This is a genomic window from Acinetobacter nosocomialis NIPH 2119 (assembly GCF_000368085.1).
Taxonomy (GTDB): Bacteria; Pseudomonadota; Gammaproteobacteria; order Pseudomonadales; family Moraxellaceae; genus Acinetobacter; species Acinetobacter nosocomialis.
This window is the reverse complement of record NZ_KB849239.1, coordinates 2,859,114-2,881,833: the sequence shown is the minus strand read 5'-3', so window position 1 is coordinate 2,881,833 and position 22,720 is coordinate 2,859,114. Positions and strand designations below refer to the sequence as shown.

The window sequence follows — 22,720 nt, the reverse complement described above, 5'->3', positions numbered from 1 at the left end:
GTTGTTTTTGACATGTTGCAAATACATGGGTAATGAATATGCGCTGATTAGATTACTTCAAACTTTGAGCAAAAGGGAATAGATTTTGTTTAAAAGTTGTTCTTTTGTATAAAAAAACAACACTTACCATAATGACAACTGAAAGTCGTCAGCTTTGGTCTGTAATTGATAAACTCCAATACCAATCAGCCGAAATTGGAAGTTTTCGGGAATATGCATCTCATTTAAAAGTAAGAATAAAACTTGAATGAGGTCTTGTTGAGAATGAATTGGGTTCTTAAAACTTTTACTGTGTTGGAGTGTCTGGAAATTTTTGAGTTTGAGCTTAATATTTACACCACGAGCATTAAGTTGCTTTTTCTCTAAGCTTTGCCAGACTTTTTCGGCTAGGCCATGCCAGTAGGGTTGGCACTGGGCTAAAGTAAAGTCACTATCAAATGTGGTTTCTTTTGAAATTTGCTGACGAGCACGTTCAGCTTGAACGGGCCGGTTATCGATGCCTTGAGCGTATAAATAAAGCTGTTGCCCATATTTACCAAAGTGGTGAACTAAAACAGCTTCTTCAATTTTTTGTAAGTCACCCAGCGTATGTAACTCAAGCTGTTGGAGTTTTTCTTGGGTAACTTTACCGACCCCCGGAATTTTTTTTAAGGGCAAGTCTTGAATGAAATTGGCCACCTGAGAGGGCTTTATCACAAACAGGCCATTCGGTTTATTCCAATCGGACGCAACTTTTGCCAAGAATTTATTGGGTGCTACACCAGCCGAAGCTGTTAGTCCTGTTAGCCTGAAAATATCTTCCCGAATATGCATGGCCACTTCGGTCGCACTCGCGATTTGTTTTAAATTTTCAGTGACATCAAGGTATGCTTCATCTAAAGATAAAGGTTCAATAAGAGTAGTGTATTGTTGAAAAATGCTATGAATTTGAGCCGAGATAGCACGATATTTTTCAAAATTAGGTTCAATAATAACAACTTGAGGACATAGTTTTCTGGCTTGGCTCATAGACATAGCAGAGCGTAAGCCAAACTCACGGGCAGGGTAAGAAGCTGCCGCAATAACAGCGCGCGGATGATGTGAAGATATAACGACGGGCAGATGCTTTAGATCAGGACGTTCTCGCAATTCGACTGATGCATAAAAGGCATCCATATCGATATGAATGATTTTGCGCATATTATTGTGCTTTCACGATGCCTTGCTGCTGTAAAAATTGGTGCCATTCTTTGACTGAACCCTCATAAACATTTAAGTCTACTGGCTTGGTCATACCTTCAATTTTACCTTGATTACTATGTTGCCAAAAGAGCCATTTTCTTTTGTCTTTAAGCTCAGGTTTTCCTTCGTAATCTCTGACCCACAGAGGTGTATTAGGGAAACTACCTATTAATACAATGTGGTAAAAAGTTTTGGAAATATAAAAGATAGGCTGTTTACCATAATGCTGTTTTAAGCGGTCATGCATGATGCCTATTTCTTTAAGTAGTTGTTCTTTGGTGTGCGCATTAATACAGTTGCCGTCATATTCCAAATCAATAACAGGGGGAAGGGCATCGGTCTTGTTGGGCACAGTGGCAATAAAATTTTCAGCTTGTGTTTTACCATCACGGCATAAACGATAAAAATGATAAGCCCCGACATGAAATCCATGTTCGCGTGCTTTTAGCCAGTTTTCTTGAAATTTTGGGTCTTTATAATCACCGCCTTCAGTTGCTTTTAAATAAACAAATTGGAATTTTTATGGGGATATTTTTTTCCAGTTGATATCTTCTTGATGATGAGAAATATCAAAGCCTTGAACAGGGTAATCTTGAGCGATTGCTTTTTGTTGGTAGAACAGACCGAAGTAAGTCAGAACCCCCATAACACAAGCTAAAACAATCCCAATTAGGGTATTGTAGCGTGGTGCAGAAAAGGTTTTTGCCAGCTTGGTCATGCAAAACTCAGTATTGATATGAAGCCCACATCATAGCGTGATTTAAGAAATATAAACCATGCTAAAAATGCAACTGCTTACACAGGTGTATTTTTTGGAATTTGCCAAAAGATAATCGCAGTAATGACATTAATACACCCTAAACAAATAAGGGTGACATGGAACGCTGTTGTTACATGGGCTGTACCATAGTAATTGGTAAATACATTGATGAGTGTACCTGCTAGCGCAACACCAATACTCATTGAAAGCATCATAATCATTGATAAGAAACTATTCCCACTACTCGCATCTTGCTGAGGCAAATCTTTTAAGGTGAGCGTATTCATTCCTACAAATTGTAATGAGTTTAATGTACCAAATAAGAAGAAGTGTAAAGCTCTAAACCAAGTTGGGGTGTCGACAGTCATAATTGCAAAAGACCCAATACATAGTCCCACTAAAGTTGTGTTAATTAACAGAAAACGACGATAACCCAGTTTCTGAATGATCGGTCTAACAATCGGCTTGGAGAAAAGCGAGCCTAACACTAGCGGAATCATCATTAATCCCGCAATGAATGGCTCAAAACCAAAAGCGACCTGTAGCATGAGTGGTAAAACAAAAGGTAGGGCATTACCACCAAAGCGGGCGAAGAAATTACCTAAAATACCAATCGCATAAATTTTATTTCTAAAGAGACGGCTACGGAATAATGCATTTTGATGTGTATGTGAATGATAGGCATACCAAAGCGTTGCGATTACTCCCACCACTAACAGTGAAATACTGAACCATTTGGAGTATTCAGGCGAGGCAATATGTTCAATACCTAAAGACCAGCCAATCATTGCAACGACTAAGAGCACAAAACCAATAAGATCAAAGGATTTTACTGTAGGTTCTTTTACATTTGGCATGACTTTTAATGTCATTAATATACCGAGTATACCCATTGGAATATTAATAAGAAAAATCCAGTGCCATGTTGCAACTTCAACGAGCCAGCCTCCGAGTGTGGGACCTGCCAAAGGACCAAGTAAACCTGCCAGACTCATAAGACTCATGGCAGCTAGGAACTGAGTTCGGGGAATAATTTTTAAAAGTGATAAACGACCAACGGGGAGTAATAATGCCCCCCCTACGCCCTGAATGACACGGAAAAATAAAAGTTCATTAAGGCTTTGAGAAAGACCACAACCTAAAGATGCAAGCGTAAAAATAACAATTGCTGATAAAAACGTATTTCTAACACCAAAGCGGTCTGCCAACCATCCACTTAAAGGAATACAGGCCGCCACAGATAAAACATAAGCTACCACCACGCTATGCATACGTAATGGATCTTCATTTAAATGATGTGCCATTGCAGGAATGGCTGTATTTACAATTGTTGTATCTAATGCCTGCATAAAAAAGCCAATGGAAACCAAAAGAACCAATAGGCGATATTCAGGTTGCAAAGCTTGATGAGTCGGCGTGGCATTCATAACATTTGAAAATTAACGTTTTCGCTTAGTGTAAAACAAATTGAAAGTAAAAAGAGTAAGGCAATGTTGAGTACCCCTTTACTAAATCTAATTGCTTTTGAAGACAACGGTGAAAATAGTTAAAACAAAAAAAGCGGAAGAACCGCTTTTTTATTGAGATAAGAGAGTTTACACAACAAATCTTTTTGGCATTTTTAAATTTTTAATGACGTTATAAATTTGATCGATTTCTTCACATACAATTAATTTAGCTCGATGCTGAAGAGGGAGGAAGCCTTCTTGTACAGCATGGTCTAACTGAGCAATTAATGCATTATAAAAACCATTTACGTTATATAAAATCATAGGTTTTTGATGCTGATTGAGTTGACCCCACGTCGCAATTTCCAAAATTTCTTCGAATGTTCCCAAACCACCAGGTAGTGCGATAAAAGCACTCGCACGTTCTGCCATCATGGCTTTACGTTCATGCATGGTTTCGACCACATGCAGTTCGGTCAATCCAGCATGAGCCACTTCATAATCAAGCATAAATTCAGGAATGACACCTACAGCTTCTCCACCATGCGCAAGTACGCTTTCTGCAACTTGTCCCATTAGACCAATGCTGGCACCGCCGTAGACCAAACCAAAACCTTGTTCAGCAATTCCGCTGGCTAATTCAATTGCCTTTTCGCGATAAATCGGGTTATTTCCTGCTCGTGAGCCACAATATAATGCAATAAGAGGTTGTGTTGTTTTTACAGATGTTATTGGTGAATCATTTACTGCCATTGTTAATACGCTATTCATTGCTTTATTTTCACCTTATCACGTTCATATTTCTTGTCTACACTAAGCAAAAAATATGACAACTTTATAAGCAGTTTTATAGGAAAGATTCATGTTTTGTATGGGTTTGGTGAATACATATAATGATCAAATAAAAATGATGAATTTATGTTAAATCTTGCCTATACTGAAAATTCGTTTAACAACATATGAACAAATATGGGTAGTGGTTGTAGTCGCTCCGTTTTAATTTCTTGTCCTAAAAAAACATTATTCCCCCTTTGTCTAGGCACGCCTGTTGCGTTGCCCAATAAAGATAAAATCCACCCAGCACAGGAGCAGGATCAATGATCTTTGAATGGATGTCTGATCCGTCTGCTTGGGTAGGCTTAGCTACATTAATTGTTCTTGAAATCGTACTAGGGATCGATAACCTCGTCTTTATTGCTATTTTGGCTGAAAAGTTACCGCCAGAACAACGTACTAAGGCACGTATAGTGGGTTTAATACTCGCTTTGGGAATGCGTCTTATTCTGTTAGCTTCAATTGCTTGGGTTGTGACACTCACCCAACCACTTTTCCATATTTTTGACCATCCATTCTCTGGCCGTGATTTGATCTTGTTATTCGGTGGTGTGTTCTTGTTATTTAAAGGCACCATGGAATTGCATGAGCGCATGGAAGGTAAACAGCTCCATAAAGAAGATAATCCAGTTCATGCTGCGTTCTGGATGGTGATTGTCCAGATTGTAGTGCTTGATGCCGTATTCTCACTAGACAGCGTAATTACTGCTGTAGGTATGGTCAAAGAGCTTTCAATCATGATGGTTGCTGTTGTGATTGCTGTGGGTATTATGCTGTGGGCTTCAAGACCACTCATGGACTTTGTAAATAAGCACCCAACAGTCGTTATTCTGTGTCTTGGCTTCTTAATGATGATTGGTTTCTCGTTGGTGGTGGAAGGTTTTGGTTTCCATATTCCGAAGGGTTACTTATATGCTGCGATTGGTTTCTCGATTTTAGTCGAAATGATCAACCAAACCATGCGTCGCAATCAAGAAAAGCTAGTGACGACTACAGATTTACGTTATCGCACAGCTTCTGCGGTTTTACGTATGTTAGGCAGTAAAAATAGCGGTTCTACTTCAGATGCCCAAACGGCTGATAAAGAAGATGTATTGGCTACTCAAGCTTTTGCCGATGAAGTCTTTGATGAAGAAAATGGTGCTTACCATAGTGTGCTTGTACAAGGCGTACTTGGGTTATCTGAACGCCCAGTAAAGTCGGTGATGACTCCACGACCTGAGCTTGAATGGATTGACTTAGATGATGAACCAGAAGTTTTGAAAGAACGCTTAATGTCGATGACACATTCACGTTTAATTGTTGCTCGTGGTGAACTTGATAATATTGAAGGTATCGCGCTTACGCATAAAGTTCTAAATGGCTTCATTGAAACAGGCGTTGTTGATTTTCAAAAGTACTTACGTGAGCCAGTCATTGTGCATGAAAATGCTCAAGTGCTTATGGTGATGGAACAATTACGTCAGGCTCCTTTGCAAATGGCGATTGTTCTAAATGAATATGGTTCAATTGAAGGTATTGCGACACCAATTGATATTTTAGAAGCAATTGCGGGTGAGTTCCCTGATGAAGATGAACTAGATGCAGCAGCTGAAAGCTTAGAAGATGGTTCTTTAATACTTGAAGGTTCAACCGATATTCGTCATGTATCGCTTTTACTCGGTCGTGATTTGGTAGATGAAAGTGAACAGTACTCTACTTTATCGGGTTATTTGTTATTCCATTTAGGTCGCTTACCTGAAAATGGTGAAACTGTTGAAGCGGATGGTTATCGCTTTGAAGTTGTAACCATGGAAGGCCACAAGATCGAGAAAGTTCATATTGTTTCTATCGAACAAGATGAATCGAAAGATTAAATTGCGTTCCAAATTTAGAAACATCATAAAATAGCTCAACTTTGAGCTATTTTTTATTTGAGAAGTATCGAATGACCCAACAAACTTGTCCATGCGGAAAAGGTAGCTATGCAGAATGTTGTGAGCCTTTACATTTAGGCACAGCAAAAGTACTCACCGCAGAGCAGCTTATGCGTTCGCGTTATAGCGCATTTGCATTGCAGCAAATCGATTATATTGTTCAAACTACCGCTTTAGGTCAGCAAGCTGTTCTTGATAAAGAGGGGATTGCCGAATGGAGTAAACAAAATCAATGGCTCGGTTTAGAAGTCATACAGGCTAAAGAAAAACTAGACAAGACTCATGCACAGGTCGAGTTTAAGGCTCATTATCACGATGGAAAAAGTGCTCAAATCCATCATGAAGTTTCACATTTTGTATATCACCAGCAGCAATGGTTTTTCCTTGATCCAACGGTCGATATGCAGGTCACCATGAAACAACCGTGTATCTGTGGTTCAGGAAAAAAATTTAAGCAATGCTGTGCACAATTCCTATAACTTTATCTTAAAATACGCCCACCGTTTGGCCTGAAGGAAAGGGCAATGTTACTCACCGTTATTTATATTATTGCGATTACTGCCGAAGCCATGACTGGTGCATTGTCTGCTGGACGACGGAGTATGGACTGGTTCGGTGTTGTACTGATTGCCTGTGTGACGGCCTTGGGTGGTGGTTCTGTACGTGATGTAGTACTTGGACACTATCCTTTAACGTGGGTAAAGCATCCTGAATATTTAGTTTTAACGTGTTGTGCTGCTTTTGTTACCATCATTATTGCCAAGTGGATGCGCCATTTACATAACATTTTCTTGGTACTTGATGCTTTAGGTTTGATTGGATTTACCATTATTGGTTGCCAGATTGCCTTACAAATGGGACATGGCTTTGTCGTGTCGGCTGTAGCAGGCGTTTTAACGGGAGTATCTGGCGGTATTTTACGTGACATCTTATGTAACGATGTCCCGTTTGTTTTCCGCCGTGAGCTGTATGCAAGTATTTCTTTTGTTGCCGTTATTTGCTATTGGGTCTGTTTAGACTTAGGTCTAAGTCTAGAACTTACTGTTATTTCAACCTTGGTATTTGGTTTTACACTTCGTTTAATTGCCATTTATTTTGGTTTGGAAATGCCTAAATTTATTTATAAAGATGATGATGCAGAGTCGGCTTCTTCAACCGACGAACATTAATCATGCAGAACTTCATGTGGGCATGATATAACAATTCTATATATGGTCTTGTCCACTTATTCTTTCCAGTAGAGTTGTTCCTATGGATCTGGTTTCACGTATACAAAATCTTCCAATTGGCAAATTTCACTACACGCTTTTATGGGTAGTGGGTTTAGGTTGGATGTTTGATGCGATGGATACCGGTATTATCGCTTTTATTATGACGACCCTTGTTAAAGACTGGTCATTAACACCAGTTGAAAGTGGCTGGATTGTCAGTATTGGCTTTGTGGGAATGGCCATAGGAGCAGTTTGTTCTGGTGCCTTAGCAGATCGTTTTGGCCGAAAAACTGTATTTGCGATGACTATGGCCATCTATAGTATTGCGACTGCGTTATGTGCTTTTGCTCCAGATCTGAAGTGGCTATTAATTTTTCGTTTTATTGTGGGACTAGGGGTAGGTGGACAGTTACCTGTAGCAGTTACATTGGTCAGTGAATATGTTCCTGCTCATGTTCGTGGACGGTTTATTGTTCTGCTTGAAAGCTTTTGGGGATTAGGCTGGCTGGTTGCTGCGCTCATTTCTTATTTTATTATTCCTAAATTTGGCTGGCATATTGCCTTTCTTGTGGGAGGTCTTCCACTTATTTATATTTTAGTGATTTGGAAAAAAGTCCCTGAGTCGATACCGTATCTAATTAACCGTGGTCGTATTGAAGAAGCGCATGCACTTGTACAAAAACTAGAAGCTAAAGCAGGTGTGCAAATTGTTCACCATATTGAAGTCGTACCTGTAGCCATGCGACAAAAAGTTTCATTTAAACAGCTCTGGAGTGGCCAATTTGCTCGCAGAAGTCTAATGCTCTGGCTGATCTGGTTTGGTATTGTTTATTCCTATTACGGCATCTTTACGTGGTTGCCGAGTTTATTGGTGAAACAAGGTTACGACGTTGTCAAATCATTTGAATATGTATTGCTTATGATTTTGGCGCAGTTACCAGGCTACTTGGCAGCCGCTTGGTTTGTCGAACGTTTAGGTCGAAAAATCACACTCGCGGCATTTATCGGTTTTTGTGCTTTGTCGGCATATTTCTTTGGACAAGCCGACAGTGTAAATAGCATTATGTTTTGGGGCTGTCTCATGTCATTCTTTAATTTGGGTGCATGGGGAGTGTTATATACCTACACACCAGAACAATATCCAGCCAACATTCGGGCCTTTGGTTCGGGTTGGGCATCGGCAATGGGGCGTATTGGTGGAATTGTTGCGCCAATGGTCGTGACACATATGATGGTTGCCAAAAACGGCTTTAATCACGTTTTTATGATGTTTACTGTTGTTTTACTTGCTGTGGCCTTAGTTATTTTGGTATTAGGTGAAGAGACTCAAGGTAAAAGGTTAGAGTCGATTGGCCTATAGTTTTTGCCTAACTTTATAGCAAGTAACTAAAAATATAGAGAGATAAGACACAATTTGACGCTCAGGTGACAGAGTCCCTCTTGTGTCTGTAACATAGCCCACTTAGCATAATACACACTTAAAATAACGACTGATTTGGAAGATAAGCTGACTATGACCAGCCTTGCGCATCATGCAACAGAAAACCGCTCTGTAGCCGAATTTACTGAGCAGGCTTACTTGAATTATGCCATGTACGTCATTATGGACCGTGCATTGCCGCATATCAGTGATGGCTTAAAGCCTGTACAGCGCCGTATTGTCTATGCTATGAGCGAACTAGGCTTAAAAAATAGTGGTAAGCCTAAAAAATCAGCGCGTACAGTGGGTGATGTACTGGGTAAATACCATCCACATGGTGACTCGGCTTGTTATGAAGCCATGGTCTTAATGGCTCAACCATTTAGTTACCGCTATCCTTTAATTGAAGGTCAGGGGAACTGGGGTTCACCAGATGATCCTAAGTCTTTTGCTGCGATGCGTTATACCGAAGCCAAACTCTCGGCTTATAGTGAATTATTGCTGAGCGAATTAGGTCAGGGCACTAGCGAATGGCAAGATAACTTTGATGGTTCGTTAAAAGAACCGATCACTTTACCTGCACGTGTACCTAATATTCTTCTCAATGGTACAACTGGTATTGCTGTGGGTATGGCCACCGATATTCCACCGCATAATTTGCGTGAAGTGGTAAAAGGAACGATTGCCTTAATCCGTAATCCACAAACCTCAGATGAAAAATTAGCTGAATATATTCCGGCTCCAGACTTACCAACCAAAGCTGAAATTATTACTCCGCCAGAAGAGTTACTTAAAATCCAGACGACTGGTCGTGGTAGCTACCGCATGAGAGCGGTTTATTCTGTTGAAAAGCATGAAATTGTGATTACTGAGCTGCCATATCAAGTATCTGGTTCTAAGGTGATTACTCAAATTGCTGACCAGATGCAGGCTAAAAAGCTGCCATTGGTCGTTGATGTGCGTGATGAGTCGGATCATGAAAACCCGACACGACTCGTGATTGTGCTGCGTTCTAACCGTATTGATGCGGAAGCAGTGATGAGTCACTTATTTGCGACCACCGATTTAGAGTCGAGTTATCGTGTCAACTTGAACATGATTGGTGAAGATGGCCGCCCTCAAGTTAAATCGATTCGTCGTATTTTGCTGGAATGGATTGAGATCCGTAAAAAAACGGTAACTCGTCGTTTGCAGTATCATTTAAACCGTATTGAAAAGCGCCTACATATTTTGGCAGGTCTTTTAATTGCTTATCTCGATATTGATACTGTTATTCGTATTATTCGTGAAGAAGATCAGCCTAAACCAGTGTTGATGGAACACTTCAATATTGATGAGATACAGGCCGAAGCAATTTTAGAGCTTAAATTACGTCATTTGGCAAAACTTGAAGAGATGGAAATCCGTCATGAACAAGATGAGCTTTCGGCGAAAGCTGCCATTATTCGTGAACAACTGGAAAATCCTGAATCTCTAAAAAATCTGATTATTGGTGAACTAAAAGAAGATGCGAAAAAGTTCGGTGATGAGCGCCGTTCTCCAATTGTTGCACGTGCTGAAGCGGTTCAAATTAAAGAACAGGATTTAATGCCAGCCGAAACGGTAACAGTTGTGTTGTCTGAAGCTGGCTGGGTTCGTGCGGCAAAAGGTGCAGATGTTGATGCTGAAAATCTGAACTACCGCGCAGGGGACCAATATTTAAGTCATGCTGTCGGTAAAACCAATCAGCGAGTTTATTTCCTTGATGAAACAGGGCGTAGTTATGCCTTACCGATTAGTAATTTACCTTCAGCCAGAGGCTTGGGGGATCCATTGAGTTCTAAGCTTTCTCCAGCAAGTGGTGTATCGTTTATTCAGGTTTATTTAGATGATGATGAGTCTGAATTGATTGCTGCAAGTTCAGCAGGTTACGGTTTTAAAACTCAAACTAAGCAATTAGATACCAATGCGAAAGCTGGTAAGACATTCTTAACGGTACCAGAGAAGTCAAAAGCTTTACCACTCATTTCTGCCCAAAACATGACGCATTTGGCTGTACTGAGCTCAGCAGGGCGTTTGTTAATTTTAGATTTGGCCGAGCTGCCAAATTTAAATAAAGGTAAAGGTAATAAGTTGATACAACTTGAAGCCAAAGAGCAAATTTTATCCATGACAACCCTGAACTTAGATGAAATAATTCAGGTAGTTGCAGGTCAACAACATCTCAAATTAAAAGGTGATGATCTACAAAAATACATGGGTAAACGTGCTTCGAAAGGTCAGCTCTTACCACGTGGATATCAAAAAGCAAATAAACTGTTGATTCAGAGATAAAGCTAGCGTCTGGCAACATAAATACGCTATATATGGCAACAAGTTCAAGCAGTGAACTGAACTTGTTGGTATGGAATAATGATTAAAAGGGCAGCAATTTGGAGTACATAATTTGTACTCCATGCAAAAAATTTGACAGGGTCAAATTGTCAAAACTTCTGTCTCATAATCTTGTTCGAAAGTGTCATGAATGTGCCAATAAGTTTTAAATATGTTCTGGCACCAAGAAGCTAAAGAATAGCTGGGGCATTGAATAACAGTTATTACTAAGGATTACGAATCGGAGATAATGGCATTATGGAAAAGATTTGGTTTGCAGAATACCAAAAGACAGGGATTCCAGAAACAGTAGCATTGCCTGCAGAAAATACCTCACTTGTTGATATTTTTGAGCGTAATTTTCAAAAATTTGGTTCTCGTGATGCCTTTATCTTTATGGATAAAGCCATGTCATTTAACGAGTTGGAACTTGCAAGCCGTAAGTTCGCGACCTATTTGCAAAATTTGGGGTTAGCAAAAGGTACGCGTGTTGCAGTAATGATGCCAAACGTATTGCAGTACCCTGTAGTGGCATTGGCAGTCTTCCGTGCTGGCTTGATTTTAGTGAATGTTAACCCGCTATACACAGCACGTGAGCTTGAACATCAGTTAAATGACTCAGGTGCTGAAGTTCTTGTCATTATTGAAAACTTTGCGAGTGTTTATCAAAGTATTTTAGGTAAAACTCCAGTCAAGCATGTTGTAGTTGCTTCTGTTGGAGACATGTTAGGTACACTAAAAGGTACTTTAGTGAACTTTGTTTTACGTAAAGTGCGTAAACAAATTCCAGCTTGGAATATTCCTGGCCATGTTAAATTTAATAGCGCATTAAATAAAGAAAACCCAAGCAATTATAAACGCCCGACTTTAACTTTAAGTGATACTGCTGTGCTTCAATATACGGGTGGTACAACAGGCGTTTCAAAAGGTGCTGAGCTGACGCATCGTAATTTGGTTGCTAACCTTTTACAGTGTGACGGTATTTTCCAAAGTAAATTTGGTGCAAATGATGGTGCTAAAGGCGATCGTATCGTTTGTGCATTACCGCTTTACCATATTTTTGCATTCATGGTTTGTGCGATGTACGGCATGTACAAAGGACAGGCAAATATCCTGATTCCGAACCCGCGTGATTTACCAGCCGTGATTAAGGAATTACGTAAATACCAACCTTCTTTCTTCCCAGCAGTAAATACATTGTTTAATGCCTTGGTAAATAATGAAGAGTTCAAACAACTTGACCATAGCAATTTAAAAATGGCAATGGGCGGTGGTATGGCAGTTTTACCTTCTACAGCAGAAGCTTGGAAGAAAATTACTGGCACTACCATTATTGAAGGTTACGGTTTATCAGAAACTTCTCCGGTAGCGACTGCAAACCCTCCAGCTTCTACTGAATTTAGCGGCACGATTGGTATTCCATTACCTTTAACAGAAGTTGCTATTTTAGATGATGAGGGTAAAGAATTACCTTTAGGTGAACAAGGTGAAATCTCCATCCGTGGTCCTCAAGTGATGAAAGGCTATTGGAACCGTCCAGATGAGACCGCTAAAGTGATGACACCTGACGGCTTCTTCCGTACTGGTGACATTGGTGTAATGGACAGCCGTGGATATACAAAAATTGTAGACCGTAAAAAAGATATGATTTTGGTTTCAGGCTTTAACGTTTATCCAAGTGAAATTGAAGAAGTTATTGCTAAACATCCAAAAGTGTTGGAAGTTGCTGCAATTGGTGTTCCAGATGAAAAATCAGGTGAAGTACCAAAACTCTTTATTGTGAAAAAAGATCCAAGCTTGACCACAGAAGAAATTTTGAACTTTGCTAAAGAAAACTTAACAGGCTACAAACGCCCTCGTTATGTTGAGTTTATGGATGAATTACCAAAATCAAATGTAGGTAAAATTTTACGTAAAGATCTACGTAAACCTGCTTAATCGTTAGTGATTAAAAAAAGCGCCGTAGGGCGCTTTTTTATTTAGTGGCTTTTCATAAACCAGCGGTCTACATAAGGACGGCCGATTCCAACCATACCCACAAAAATAATCATTGTGCCGAGTTGTAGGCGTAAGTGAGACAAGTCAAGTTGGCCATAACTAAGGTAATTATCTATCAGACAATACACGGTAATTACAATCAGCCAATGCCATAAAGGAAGTCTTTTGACACCTACTGCAATAAAAATGATTGTCAAAATGACAAAGGTACCCAGTGTCGATTGCCAATTAAAATTCGCGCAAATCACACTCAGTAAAAAAGCGACAATTGGTAATACAATTTTGAAGATAAGATCTACCTGAAGCTGGTTCTTCTTTTGCTTTTCTAAGACCTCGAGCAATTCTTTTTGATCAGGTTGTTGCATACATAGCCCTATAAATCAGTGATGACATGCGATTGCATAAAATTTCAGGTAAAAACGATGAGTTATGATAGCATGATCAACAGTATTTTCAGTGATGGATGGCACTATGCACGGCATCAGCAGCATTATCTATATTATTTTAGTGGCATGTTTGCTGCCATACGCATTTACCGTAATTGCAAAATTTAAGGGTGGTTTTCAGCCCTCTGATAATCAGAACCCAAGAGATTTTCTTGCTAATACAAAGGGGATCGCTGCTCGGGCAAATGCAGTACAACAAAACAGTTTTGAAAGTTTACCTTTATTTTTAACAGCTATTCTGATGGCTGAATATATGGTGGTGCCTGAGTACTTTATTTTGAGACTGGGCTGGGCATATATTATTTTGCGCGTGATTTATGGCATTTGTTACTTGAGTAATTGGGCAACTTTACGCTCGATTGTCTGGTTTTTATCATTGTTATGCCCAATATTCTTGTTGATCGTGACAATTAAGTTGACTTGAGTGTCATTCTGTCACCATTCATATCAACTTTCGCGTGTGCGCATTGTATAATCGGCATCATTTTGATGATATCCACGTTATAATCGAGTGGATTTTACATCTGACTTCATAACGAAAGAGTATTGATATGAGTTACAGCAATATCCCAGCAGGTAAAGATGCACCAAATGACATCTATGTCATCATTGAAATTCCTGCAAATGCAGCGCCAATTAAATATGAAATTGACAAAGATTCTGATGCATTGTTTGTAGACCGTTTCATGGGCACAGCAATGTTCTATCCAGCAAACTATGGTTATGTACCAAATACTTTGTCTGAAGATGGCGACCCATTAGACGTACTTGTTGTAACTCCGCATCCTGTTGCTGCTGGCTCTGTAATTCGTTGCCGTCCAGTGGGTAAATTAAACATGGAAGATGACGGTGGTATCGACGCGAAATTAATCGCGGTTCCACATGAGAAATTATCTCCACTTTACAAAGACGTGAAGGAATATACAGATCTTCCTCCATTGTTGATTAGCCAAGTTGAGCATTTCTTCAGCCACTATAAAGATTTAGAACCAGGCAAATGGGTAAAAATCAGCGGTTGGGAAGGTGCGGACGTTGCTAAAGCTGAAGTATTGAAAGCAATCGAAGCTGCTAAAAAATAAGTTCTGATTTTATGAGTCTAGTGTGTCTCAATTGATATTCTAGACTCAATAAAAAACCTACCTGTGTTACCAGAGGTAGGTTTTTTTATGCTTGATAGATCTATGAATTAGAATAATTTCACAGGGATATCAAGGAAGATACGCCATTCGTTTGTATCACCGATGTACGCATTAGATTGGTAAGCATCGCTCGCACGGTAGTAAGAGTTACGAATACGAAGGCTTGCATCTTTAGCAAAACCACTTTGAACTGTGTATTTCACTTGGTTAAAGAATTCACGCTCTTGAGCATCGTCAGTTACATTACGAACTTTGATGTCCCAGCCGTATACAAATGCAGTTGTCCAGTTCAAGCCAGGTAATACACCTAATTTACCGAAATCAACGTTGTATTGAATTTGTGCAGATTTCTCGTGGTTACCGATGAAATCAGACATATAAGAGTTTGGTAAATAAATACTTTGGAAACCATCAGCATTTTGACCATAGTCATAACCAACATTACCAGTATTTTGTTGGTAAGCAAGCATCACACTATGTGGACCAGTAGCATAAGTTCCTGAAATTGCCCAAATGTTGTTGGTCTTTTCTTCACCAGCTACACCAGTGTTACCATAATTTGGTGCTACAGCTCCAGTCGCTGAATAAGTATGTGCATTTGCATCAAACTTAGTATGGTAGCCACTAAAGTCATAAGTTAATGAGCTGTCATTTGTTAAAGGCTGTTTAAAGTTCACATTAGCGTAATGACGTTCAAGTGCATTTTTGCTGTCTAAGCCATAGTAAGATGCATTTAAGTTGTCATTAAACTTATATTTACCGCCCCAAACGATTGCACGATCAAGACCTCTGCCAGACGCATCGGCATCGGTATTAATTTGATCAGACATTTGGTCTTTAGTGAATTTACCAGCTACTAATTCAAGGTTCTTGATTTCATGGCTTGTTAATAAAGTACCTGTAAAGTATTCAGGAACTATACGGCCTGTGTTACTTGCTAAAACTGGTAAATCGAGTACTTGAGTACCATAACGTACAGTCGTATTTGAGAAACGAGCTTTAACGCTACCGCCACCACGGCCCCAATGATCGTAAGCTGAACCATCATTGTGCTTAGGAATCATTTGGTTACCGGCATTATTATTTTCACCGATTTTAAATGAACCGTCACCAACAACGCCTACACCGAAACCAACAATACCAGGGGTAAAGCCAGATTCAAGATTTACAATTGCCGATTGAGCAAATGAACTAGTATCTTTCGCGCCTTGTTTTTTGTCGCGAGTTAGATAACCTGTACGGAAGAGAATAGAACCGTTCGCATCTTCAACAAATCCTTTTGCCTCACTTTGCTCGCTTGCCTGAGCTGAGGAAATTATTGCCGCAGAAATGAGAACTGCTAATGTAAGTTTTTGTGCATTTAGCATATTTAAAGAACCTCATAAAAACGATAAATCCTGTGTCTTGTTATAGTTCAGGGCCTAGGATTTCCATCAATTGTATAAGTAATCTATAAAAAAGATATATTTTTGTTGATTTTATTTTATATATGCTATGCAGAAATTGATTAATGTGCTACCGGTTATTTAGTAAATTTACTCATAGCCTTTTATACTTAATGTATTGTTTAAAATAAAAAAAGTAATTTATTTTTTAGTTGATTTTTACCATTTATTTTATAGTCAAACTTCAAAAAATACGTGATTCTTGTGTTCATTTTTTATCCTTTTTTGCTGGATATGTTTACTTTTTAACCTTGCTTTGAGTTGATTTTTTCAACGATTTATTTTAAGCCTACTTATAAAATGTTACTGTATAACATTATTTTTAGAAGTACTGTATATATGAACCGATTGTTATAATAAGCCAATAGAATTTAATTGAACTGATCAAATCTAGTGCGATATTTTGCATAAATTCTGTGCAGTACTTTTTTTATTTATATGGGTGCCTAAAAAAGACCCAAAATAGTTCATCGACTTTAACTCAGAAATAAATACAGAAATGAAGTAAGCAAAAATGCTCAATCACAGATCATTTCATCTACCGCCTTCAATAATTTACATACTTTTTATATCTCAACTTTAGATCTAAATAGAAAATTTACGCGTATCAAAGGAATACTTCTTACCTCGGTTACTAATTTCCGATAAGGGGTTTTTCTATGTTGAGTATTTTTAGATTTGTAATAAATCTATTCTATATATTTGTTTTTTATAAATATATTTCTATGAGCGTTAGGCAATATTTTCATTTTAAAAAGAATTTGATTTCAAAACTTATGCAGCCCAGCGATACGAAATATGGACTTGGCACAGCAATTGCTAAAGCTTAAGTAACAAAATTTGTTTAATTCAATTAAATCGTGCGTTCATTGTGGGGGAGATCAAAATGATGAAATTTGCACTTAAAGCAGTAGCAGTCGGCGTACTCACAGCAGGTTCAACCATGGTTATGGCTGAAAGTGCTCCATCTTTCTATGGAATCACGACAACAGGTAGCGTAGCAGCAACTACAGATTATCGTTTCCGTGGTGTTACACAATCTTCAAATAACCCTGCCATTCAAGGTGGTTTTACTTTTTCTCATAAATCAGGTGCTTATTTATCGCTTTGGGGTTCAAGTGTTGATTTTGGTGTAACAGGTAACTCAACTGAAACAGATGTCGCTTTGGGTTATACCAATACATTAAAATTATCCGATAAGCTTGCGCCAACTTATGATGTAGGTGTGATCCATTATGGTTACATTGGTTCGGGGCATAGTTTTGACCGTAACGGTATTGGTTACGATGGCAAAAATGGATTAGATTTTAATGAAGTTTACGGTAAGTTAACGTTTGCCGATTCTTTATTTAAAGGCGATGCGCTCAGTGTGGGCGTTAACTATTCAAATGACTACTGGGCGAACTCTAAACAGTTCTGGTATTTTAACGTAGGTTATTCGGCACCAATTGCAAACACTGGATTTACTGGACTTGCATCAGTTGGTTATAACAAATTCAAAAACAAAGAGGCTTTAGCCGTAGTTGCGGGCGGCCCTGGTACAGACGACAGCTATATCGATTATAAAGTTGGTGTAAACCGTAACATTTTAGGTATTTTGGCTGAATTAGACGTAGTGGGTACCGATGTGAGTACTTCTGGTATGACTGATGCTCAGAAAAAGCCTTATGACGCTGGCCTAGTATTTAGTTTAACTAAAACTTTCTAAGTTTATGCTGTAAAAAAGCGGGTAAATCAACCCGCTTTTTTATTAGTTTTCTATTTCAGAAAGTAGTTGTTTTAACTGATTAAGCTCAATATTCGTGGCTTTAGACAAAGGTTTACGTGGTGACCCCGCAGAAATACCTTTTAACTGTAAACCTGCTTTAATTGTTTGAGGCAAACCACCAGTTACAATAAAACGTAGGACAGGAAGTTGTTGGTAAAATGACTTCTGAGCTTGCTCTAATTCACCATTTTTGACGTGTTGAATAAGCTGTTGAGGTTGCTGGCCTAGCAAGTTTGGTGCTGCTGTACACCAACCGCTTGCTCCCGCACATAAGGCCTCTAAAGCTAGAGGATTACAACCGTTATAAAACGGAAGTTCACCTTTTGATAGTTCATAAATTTTATGCATGCGCTGAATATCGCCGCTGCTTTCTTTTACCATCGTGATATTTGCGATGTTGTTAAACATACGCACAATTAACTCTGGAGACATATCAACGCCACTGGTTGCAGGGTTGTTATACACCATAATCGGTAAACTCGTGGCCTGAGCAATCGCTTGATAATATTCAAAAATCTCTTGATCAGTTAGTTTCCAATAAGATACAGGAATCACCATAAGTGCATCTGCACCATAGCTTTGCGCGATCTGGGCTTTTTTGATGGCTTGATTAGTGGTGAGTTCTGAAATTCCAATAATGACAGGCACGCGCTTATTAATGCTTTCAATTGAGGTTTTTGCGACTAAGCACCATTCATCCCATTCAAGATAAGCGCTTTCGCCTGTACTGCCTAAAGGTGCAATTGCATCGCAACCATTTTCAATAAGCAAATTCAGCATTTGTTTTAGAACAGGAAGATTAATGGTGTTGTCATCAGAAAATGGAGTAACAGGGTAGCCAATAATGCCTTTTAGTTTCATGGTCGAAGTCTCTTTTTAAATACAGTCAGAATGGTTTTTCAAAGCTTTACGTGCGTAGTAAGCAAAGTTCACTTTGTTGCGTTTATCGGTAGATACCCAGTCATGTGCTTCTGTTGCTAGACTGTGGGGGATAGGCTGAATTTGTCCGGCAGACATTGCCAGTAGTTGCAGTTGGGCTGCGCGTTCAATTAAAAGAGCCAAGTTACATGCTTCTTCAATAGTTTTTCCTGTGACCAGTTGGCCGTGGTGAGACAACAAAACAGCGCGGTTTTTACCCAGAGCAGAGGAAATCAAAATACCTTCTTCATTACCCACAGGAACACCTGGCCAATGACCTACAAATGAGCAGTCCTCATAAAGTGCGCAGACGTCCATTTGAGAAATCATGAGTGGAATCCGTAGCATAGATAAAGCAGCTACATGGGTGGGATGTGTGTGAATAATGCAATTCACCTCTGGATGTTCTTTATAAATCCAAGTGTGAAAACGGTTGGCTGGGTTTGCCATTCCTTCTTGATTGATGGGTTCTAGATCTTGATTTACTTCAAGTAAGTTTGAAGCAGTAATTTCATCAAAACCTAATCCGAAACGCTGAGTAATAAAAGTTTCTTTATTTTCACTACGGCAAGTAATTTGTCCCGCTAAACCAGCATCATGACCATGATCAAATAAAATACGACAAGTGAGTGCAAGCTTTTGACGATCAGTTAAATCTGAGTCGCTAATCCACTTTTGCATGTCTTGCTGTGCATGTTGCATCAGCTCTTGTTTGTTTACAGAAGCAGTCTTCATCTCTTCTCCAGTCCAGTTGACCAAATTAAGTAGGTGAAGGCAGAATAGAAAATAACTGGATGAATCAATACATCCAGTTTTTATAAGTTATATGGTCCAGATGGGGCGAATATGCTAAGACCTTGGCAAGTACATTTCCGTATCGATGAAAGAGAAGAAAAAACAGTTTTTTTAAAGCTTACTAACTTGATTAGCCAAGAAATTTTAAATGGGCGTTTAGTACAGGGAACTATGCTACCAGGGTCTCGTAGCTTGTCAAAAGAACTAGGAATTAATCGGAAAACGGTACAAGCGGCATATGAGGAATTAGAGGCACAAGGATGGCTAGTGACTCGCCCCCGAAAAGGCACATTTGTGGCAGATGTTTTGCCGGAAAAACAGCTTCAAATAGAGTCAGTATCTGAGCTAAAAGTTAATGATAAGCCAATTATTCAAGAAGTGATTCAACGTCCACATAACGATGGTGTGCCAGATCCGAGGCTTATTCCATACGAATTATTTTCGAGGGCCTATCGGCATGCACTCATTAAAATTACGCAAAATCAGTACATGGGATATGGTGACCCACGAGGAATGATTGAGTTAAGACAAGCCTTGCAACAAATGCTATCGATGGAACGTTTTATGAATGTTGCCGAAGATGAGATCTGTGTTGTACGTGGAAGCCAGATGGGAATTTTTCTTGCATCGCGCGCGTTACCAAACCGCCAAGGCGTCATTGTCGTTGAAGAGCTGTTTTATCCTTCTGCATTTAAAGCATTTCAGTCAAATGGTTTTCAGGTTGTTACTGTCAAATTAGATGGGCAAGGTATTGTCATTGGAGATCTAGAACGGATTTTAAAAGAACATTCTGTCGCTGCCATCTATACAACGCCACATCATCAATATCCCACAACAGTTACCATGCCAATGAGTCGTCGTCTTCAACTCTTAGAGCTTTCAAAAAAATGGGGGTTTTACATTATTGAAGATGACTATGACCATGAATTTCACTATGACAGCCGACCTATGCCACCCTTAGCGAGTTTGCCTCATTCTGAGTTGGTCATTCATGTGGGCTCATTGTCTAAAGTTTTTGCACCTGGTATTCGGTTAGGCTACATCGTGGCAGCTCCCCCCATCATTCACTCCATTACTGAAGATATTTTATTGATTGACCGGCAGGGCAATAATATTACGGAACTCGCTTTAGCGGATTTAATGCAGAGAGGAGAGATCAAACGACACATACGTAAAATGAAAAAGATTTATAAGTTACGTCGTGATCATGCCTTAGCTGAGTTTCAAAGAGTTTTTGCTCAAAGTATTCAAATACAACCACCTGCAGGTGGAATGGCTTTGTGGGTGAAATTTCAGAAAACATTTACCCAAGAACAGCTCATAAAGTTAAAAGAGCTCAACATTGATGCAGAGCATAAGTTTAAACAGGAAGAACATCCTAATTGTAGTATTCGCTTTGGTTTTGCAGCTTTATCAGAGAAAGAAATTACGACTTTAATTGAAAACTTAAACAATATTCTTAATAGAAATAAATGAACAGCGGACTCATAATCCGCTGTTTTATTTTAAGAATGATTGCCTCGATAAGAGAGTGCTTCTGTAAGGTGAGGACTTTGAATCATCTCACTTTGAGACAAATCGGCAATGGTGCGAGCAACCCGTAAAACACGATGATAAGCACGTGCAGATAAATTTAAACGTTGCTGAGCCATTTCAATCATTCGCTGTGACGCGTCATCTAGGACAGCGAATTGTTCTAGTTGTTTCGGTGAAAGTGCCTGATTCAAACAATCCTGCCTTTTTATTTGTTGTTCATAAGCATAAATCACACGTTGTCGCACAGTTGTTGAATCTTCGGCGGGTGTTGGATCTTGTAGTTCCTGAGCTTTTAATGGCGGTACATCGATATGTAAATCGATGCGGTCAAGTAATGGCCCCGATATACGATTTTGATAGCGCTTAATACTTTCGGGTGAACACTGACAACGACTGTCTTGATTAAATGCGTAACCACATGGGCAGGGGTTCATTGCTGCTATAAGCTGAAAGTTGGCAGGATAGGTAATTTGCCGGGCTGCCCGTGAAATGATAATTTCTTTTGACTCAAGCGGCTGGCGTAAGACTTCTAATACTTTGCGATCAAACTCGGGTAATTCATCTAAAAAGAGAACCCCTAAGTGAGATAAGGTAATTTCACCCGGTTTAGGATGAGAACCGCCCCCAACTAGTGCAATTGCTGAGGCTGTATGGTGGGGTGCACGAAAAGGGCGCTGTCCAAAAATATGCGGTGTATTTGAAATCGAATAAATACTCGCAACTTCAAGCGTTTCTTGAGTAGAAAGTGGTGGTAAAATTGAAGGAAGACGTGAGGCGAGTAAAGTCTTACCTGTACCCGGTGGTCCTTTAAAGAGCAGGGAGTGCCCTCCAGCAGCTGCAATTTCCAGTGCACGACGTGGACGTAGCTGACCTTTTACATCAGCAAGGTCAAATTTATACGGCATGTCATTTGAGCGGGAAGATGATTGCACCTGAGATAGCTTGGTATTTCCTAAAAAGTGTTCACAAACTTCTTTTAAATGACTAACCGGATAACACTCAAGATTTGGTAAATGACTAATATCCTGACTATTATCTTGGGGTAAAACAATTTTATGCTGGGCTTGTTGGCAGGCCATTGCCAAAGTTAAAGCACCTGAAATAGGTCTTACATGACCATCTAGTGCTAACTCTCCAATAAATTCAAAGTCTTCAGTGCAGTTCTCTGGAAGCTGACCTGAGGCAATTAATATCCCTAATGCAATCGGTAAATCTAAACGTGAACCATCTTTGGGCAAATCTGCGGGAGCAAGATTAATAGTCAGCCGTTTAGTCGGAAACTGAAATCCACTATTAATAATTGCTGAGCGAACCCTGTCCTTACTCTCCCTGACTGCTGCTTCAGCAAGCCCTACGATCGTTAGAGAAGGTAAGCCTTGACTCACATGTACCTCTACTTCAATGAGAGGCGCATGTAAGCCTAAAAGTCCCCGAGTATAAATTTTAGAAAAAGACATCTTCTTGTTCCATTGTGGTGCTTAATTTTTAATCGTTGTAAAGTATAAGTGCGCTA

The 22,720-nt window shown here is 39.4% G+C and carries 18 protein-coding genes and 1 pseudogene; 10 read left to right on the top strand and 9 right to left on the bottom strand.

Annotated elements, in window-relative coordinates; genetic code table 11:
- Nucleotides 1-123: 123 nt before the first annotated feature.
- From dinB to F984_RS17285, 4 genes and pseudogenes are all read right to left on the bottom strand, one after another.
- Entirely contained in the window at nucleotides 124-1,179 is a 1,056-nt protein-coding gene (dinB, locus tag F984_RS17295) for a DNA polymerase IV (protein WP_002048935.1), read from the bottom strand.
- A gap of 1 nt (nucleotide 1,180) precedes the next feature.
- Nucleotides 1,181-1,939 (bottom strand): annotated as a pseudogene (locus F984_RS0104035) (glycoside hydrolase family 25 protein).
- 77 nt (nucleotides 1,940-2,016) lie between these two features.
- A complete protein-coding gene (gene mdtD, locus F984_RS17290) occupies nucleotides 2,017-3,408 on the bottom strand; it encodes a multidrug transporter subunit MdtD (RefSeq protein ID WP_002048895.1) in 1,392 nt (463 codons plus the stop codon).
- 168 nt (nucleotides 3,409-3,576) lie between these two features.
- Nucleotides 3,577-4,200, bottom strand: a complete 624-nt coding sequence (locus F984_RS17285) for an LOG family protein (protein ID WP_001089658.1) — start codon at nucleotides 4,198-4,200, stop codon at nucleotides 3,577-3,579.
- 326 nt (nucleotides 4,201-4,526) lie between these two features.
- On the opposite strand from F984_RS17285, the gene F984_RS17280 reads away from it, so the two are divergent.
- From F984_RS17280 to F984_RS17255, 6 genes are all read left to right on the top strand, one after another.
- Nucleotides 4,527-6,119, top strand: a complete 1,593-nt coding sequence (locus tag F984_RS17280) for a TerC family protein (protein ID WP_004710994.1) — start codon at nucleotides 4,527-4,529, stop codon at nucleotides 6,117-6,119.
- A gap of 71 nt (nucleotides 6,120-6,190) precedes the next feature.
- Nucleotides 6,191-6,658 (top strand): YchJ family protein, encoded by a 468-nt coding sequence (locus F984_RS17275; protein ID WP_004710992.1) that lies wholly within the window; start codon nucleotides 6,191-6,193, stop codon nucleotides 6,656-6,658.
- A gap of 45 nt (nucleotides 6,659-6,703) precedes the next feature.
- Complete coding sequence (locus F984_RS17270; protein WP_004710990.1) at nucleotides 6,704-7,348, top strand: trimeric intracellular cation channel family protein; 645 nt, start codon at nucleotides 6,704-6,706, stop codon at nucleotides 7,346-7,348.
- Between the two features lie 82 nt (nucleotides 7,349-7,430).
- Nucleotides 7,431-8,750: a niacin transporter NiaP gene (niaP, locus tag F984_RS17265; protein WP_004710988.1), complete on the top strand. Its 1,320-nt coding sequence runs from the start codon at nucleotides 7,431-7,433 to the stop codon at nucleotides 8,748-8,750.
- Between the two features lie 153 nt (nucleotides 8,751-8,903).
- Nucleotides 8,904-11,123, top strand: coding sequence for a DNA topoisomerase IV subunit A (gene parC, locus F984_RS17260; protein WP_004710986.1), 2,220 nt, complete (start codon nucleotides 8,904-8,906; stop codon nucleotides 11,121-11,123).
- A gap of 297 nt (nucleotides 11,124-11,420) precedes the next feature.
- Entirely contained in the window at nucleotides 11,421-13,100 is a 1,680-nt protein-coding gene (locus tag F984_RS17255) for a long-chain-fatty-acid--CoA ligase (protein WP_004710985.1), read from the top strand.
- A 41-nt stretch (nucleotides 13,101-13,141) separates the two neighbouring features.
- On the opposite strand, the gene F984_RS17250 is transcribed toward F984_RS17255, so the two are convergent.
- Nucleotides 13,142-13,525 carry a hypothetical protein gene (locus tag F984_RS17250; RefSeq protein ID WP_004710984.1) on the bottom strand — a complete coding sequence of 128 codons (384 nt, stop codon included), beginning with the start codon at nucleotides 13,523-13,525 and terminating at the stop codon, nucleotides 13,142-13,144.
- 106 nt (nucleotides 13,526-13,631) lie between these two features.
- On the opposite strand from F984_RS17250, the gene F984_RS17245 reads away from it, so the two are divergent.
- Together F984_RS17245 and ppa are read left to right on the top strand one after the other, a co-directional pair.
- Nucleotides 13,632-14,030, top strand: coding sequence for an MAPEG family protein (locus F984_RS17245; protein WP_002048944.1), 399 nt, complete (start codon nucleotides 13,632-13,634; stop codon nucleotides 14,028-14,030).
- A gap of 127 nt (nucleotides 14,031-14,157) precedes the next feature.
- Complete coding sequence (ppa, locus tag F984_RS17240; RefSeq protein WP_002048945.1) at nucleotides 14,158-14,685, top strand: inorganic diphosphatase; 528 nt, start codon at nucleotides 14,158-14,160, stop codon at nucleotides 14,683-14,685.
- Nucleotides 14,686-14,792: 107 nt separating this feature from the next.
- Here ppa and F984_RS17235 read toward each other — a convergent pair whose 3' ends face one another.
- Nucleotides 14,793-16,112, bottom strand: a complete 1,320-nt coding sequence (locus F984_RS17235; RefSeq protein WP_004710979.1) for an OprD family outer membrane porin — start codon at nucleotides 16,110-16,112, stop codon at nucleotides 14,793-14,795.
- A gap of 964 nt (nucleotides 16,113-17,076) precedes the next feature.
- Between F984_RS17235 and F984_RS17230 the strand changes: the two genes are divergently transcribed.
- The gene (locus F984_RS17230) at nucleotides 17,077-17,898 is read left to right on the top strand and encodes a TorF family putative porin (protein ID WP_002048960.1); all 822 of its coding nucleotides are present in this window, start codon (nucleotides 17,077-17,079) and stop codon (nucleotides 17,896-17,898) included.
- A gap of 42 nt (nucleotides 17,899-17,940) precedes the next feature.
- On the opposite strand, the gene F984_RS17225 is transcribed toward F984_RS17230, so the two are convergent.
- Both F984_RS17225 and F984_RS17220 read right to left on the bottom strand, forming a co-directional pair.
- Nucleotides 17,941-18,819, bottom strand: coding sequence for a dihydrodipicolinate synthase family protein (locus F984_RS17225; protein WP_004710978.1), 879 nt, complete (start codon nucleotides 18,817-18,819; stop codon nucleotides 17,941-17,943).
- Between the two features lie 15 nt (nucleotides 18,820-18,834).
- The gene (locus F984_RS17220) at nucleotides 18,835-19,611 is read right to left on the bottom strand and encodes an aldolase (protein ID WP_004710976.1); all 777 of its coding nucleotides are present in this window, start codon (nucleotides 19,609-19,611) and stop codon (nucleotides 18,835-18,837) included.
- Between the two features lie 111 nt (nucleotides 19,612-19,722).
- Between F984_RS17220 and pdxR the strand changes: the two genes are divergently transcribed.
- Nucleotides 19,723-21,147 (top strand): MocR-like pyridoxine biosynthesis transcription factor PdxR, encoded by a 1,425-nt coding sequence (gene pdxR / locus F984_RS17215; RefSeq protein ID WP_004710974.1) that lies wholly within the window; start codon nucleotides 19,723-19,725, stop codon nucleotides 21,145-21,147.
- A 29-nt stretch (nucleotides 21,148-21,176) separates the two neighbouring features.
- Here pdxR and F984_RS17210 read toward each other — a convergent pair whose 3' ends face one another.
- Nucleotides 21,177-22,664 carry a YifB family Mg chelatase-like AAA ATPase gene (locus tag F984_RS17210; RefSeq protein WP_004710972.1) on the bottom strand — a complete coding sequence of 496 codons (1,488 nt, stop codon included), beginning with the start codon at nucleotides 22,662-22,664 and terminating at the stop codon, nucleotides 21,177-21,179.
- Nucleotides 22,665-22,720: the final 56 nt, after the last annotated feature.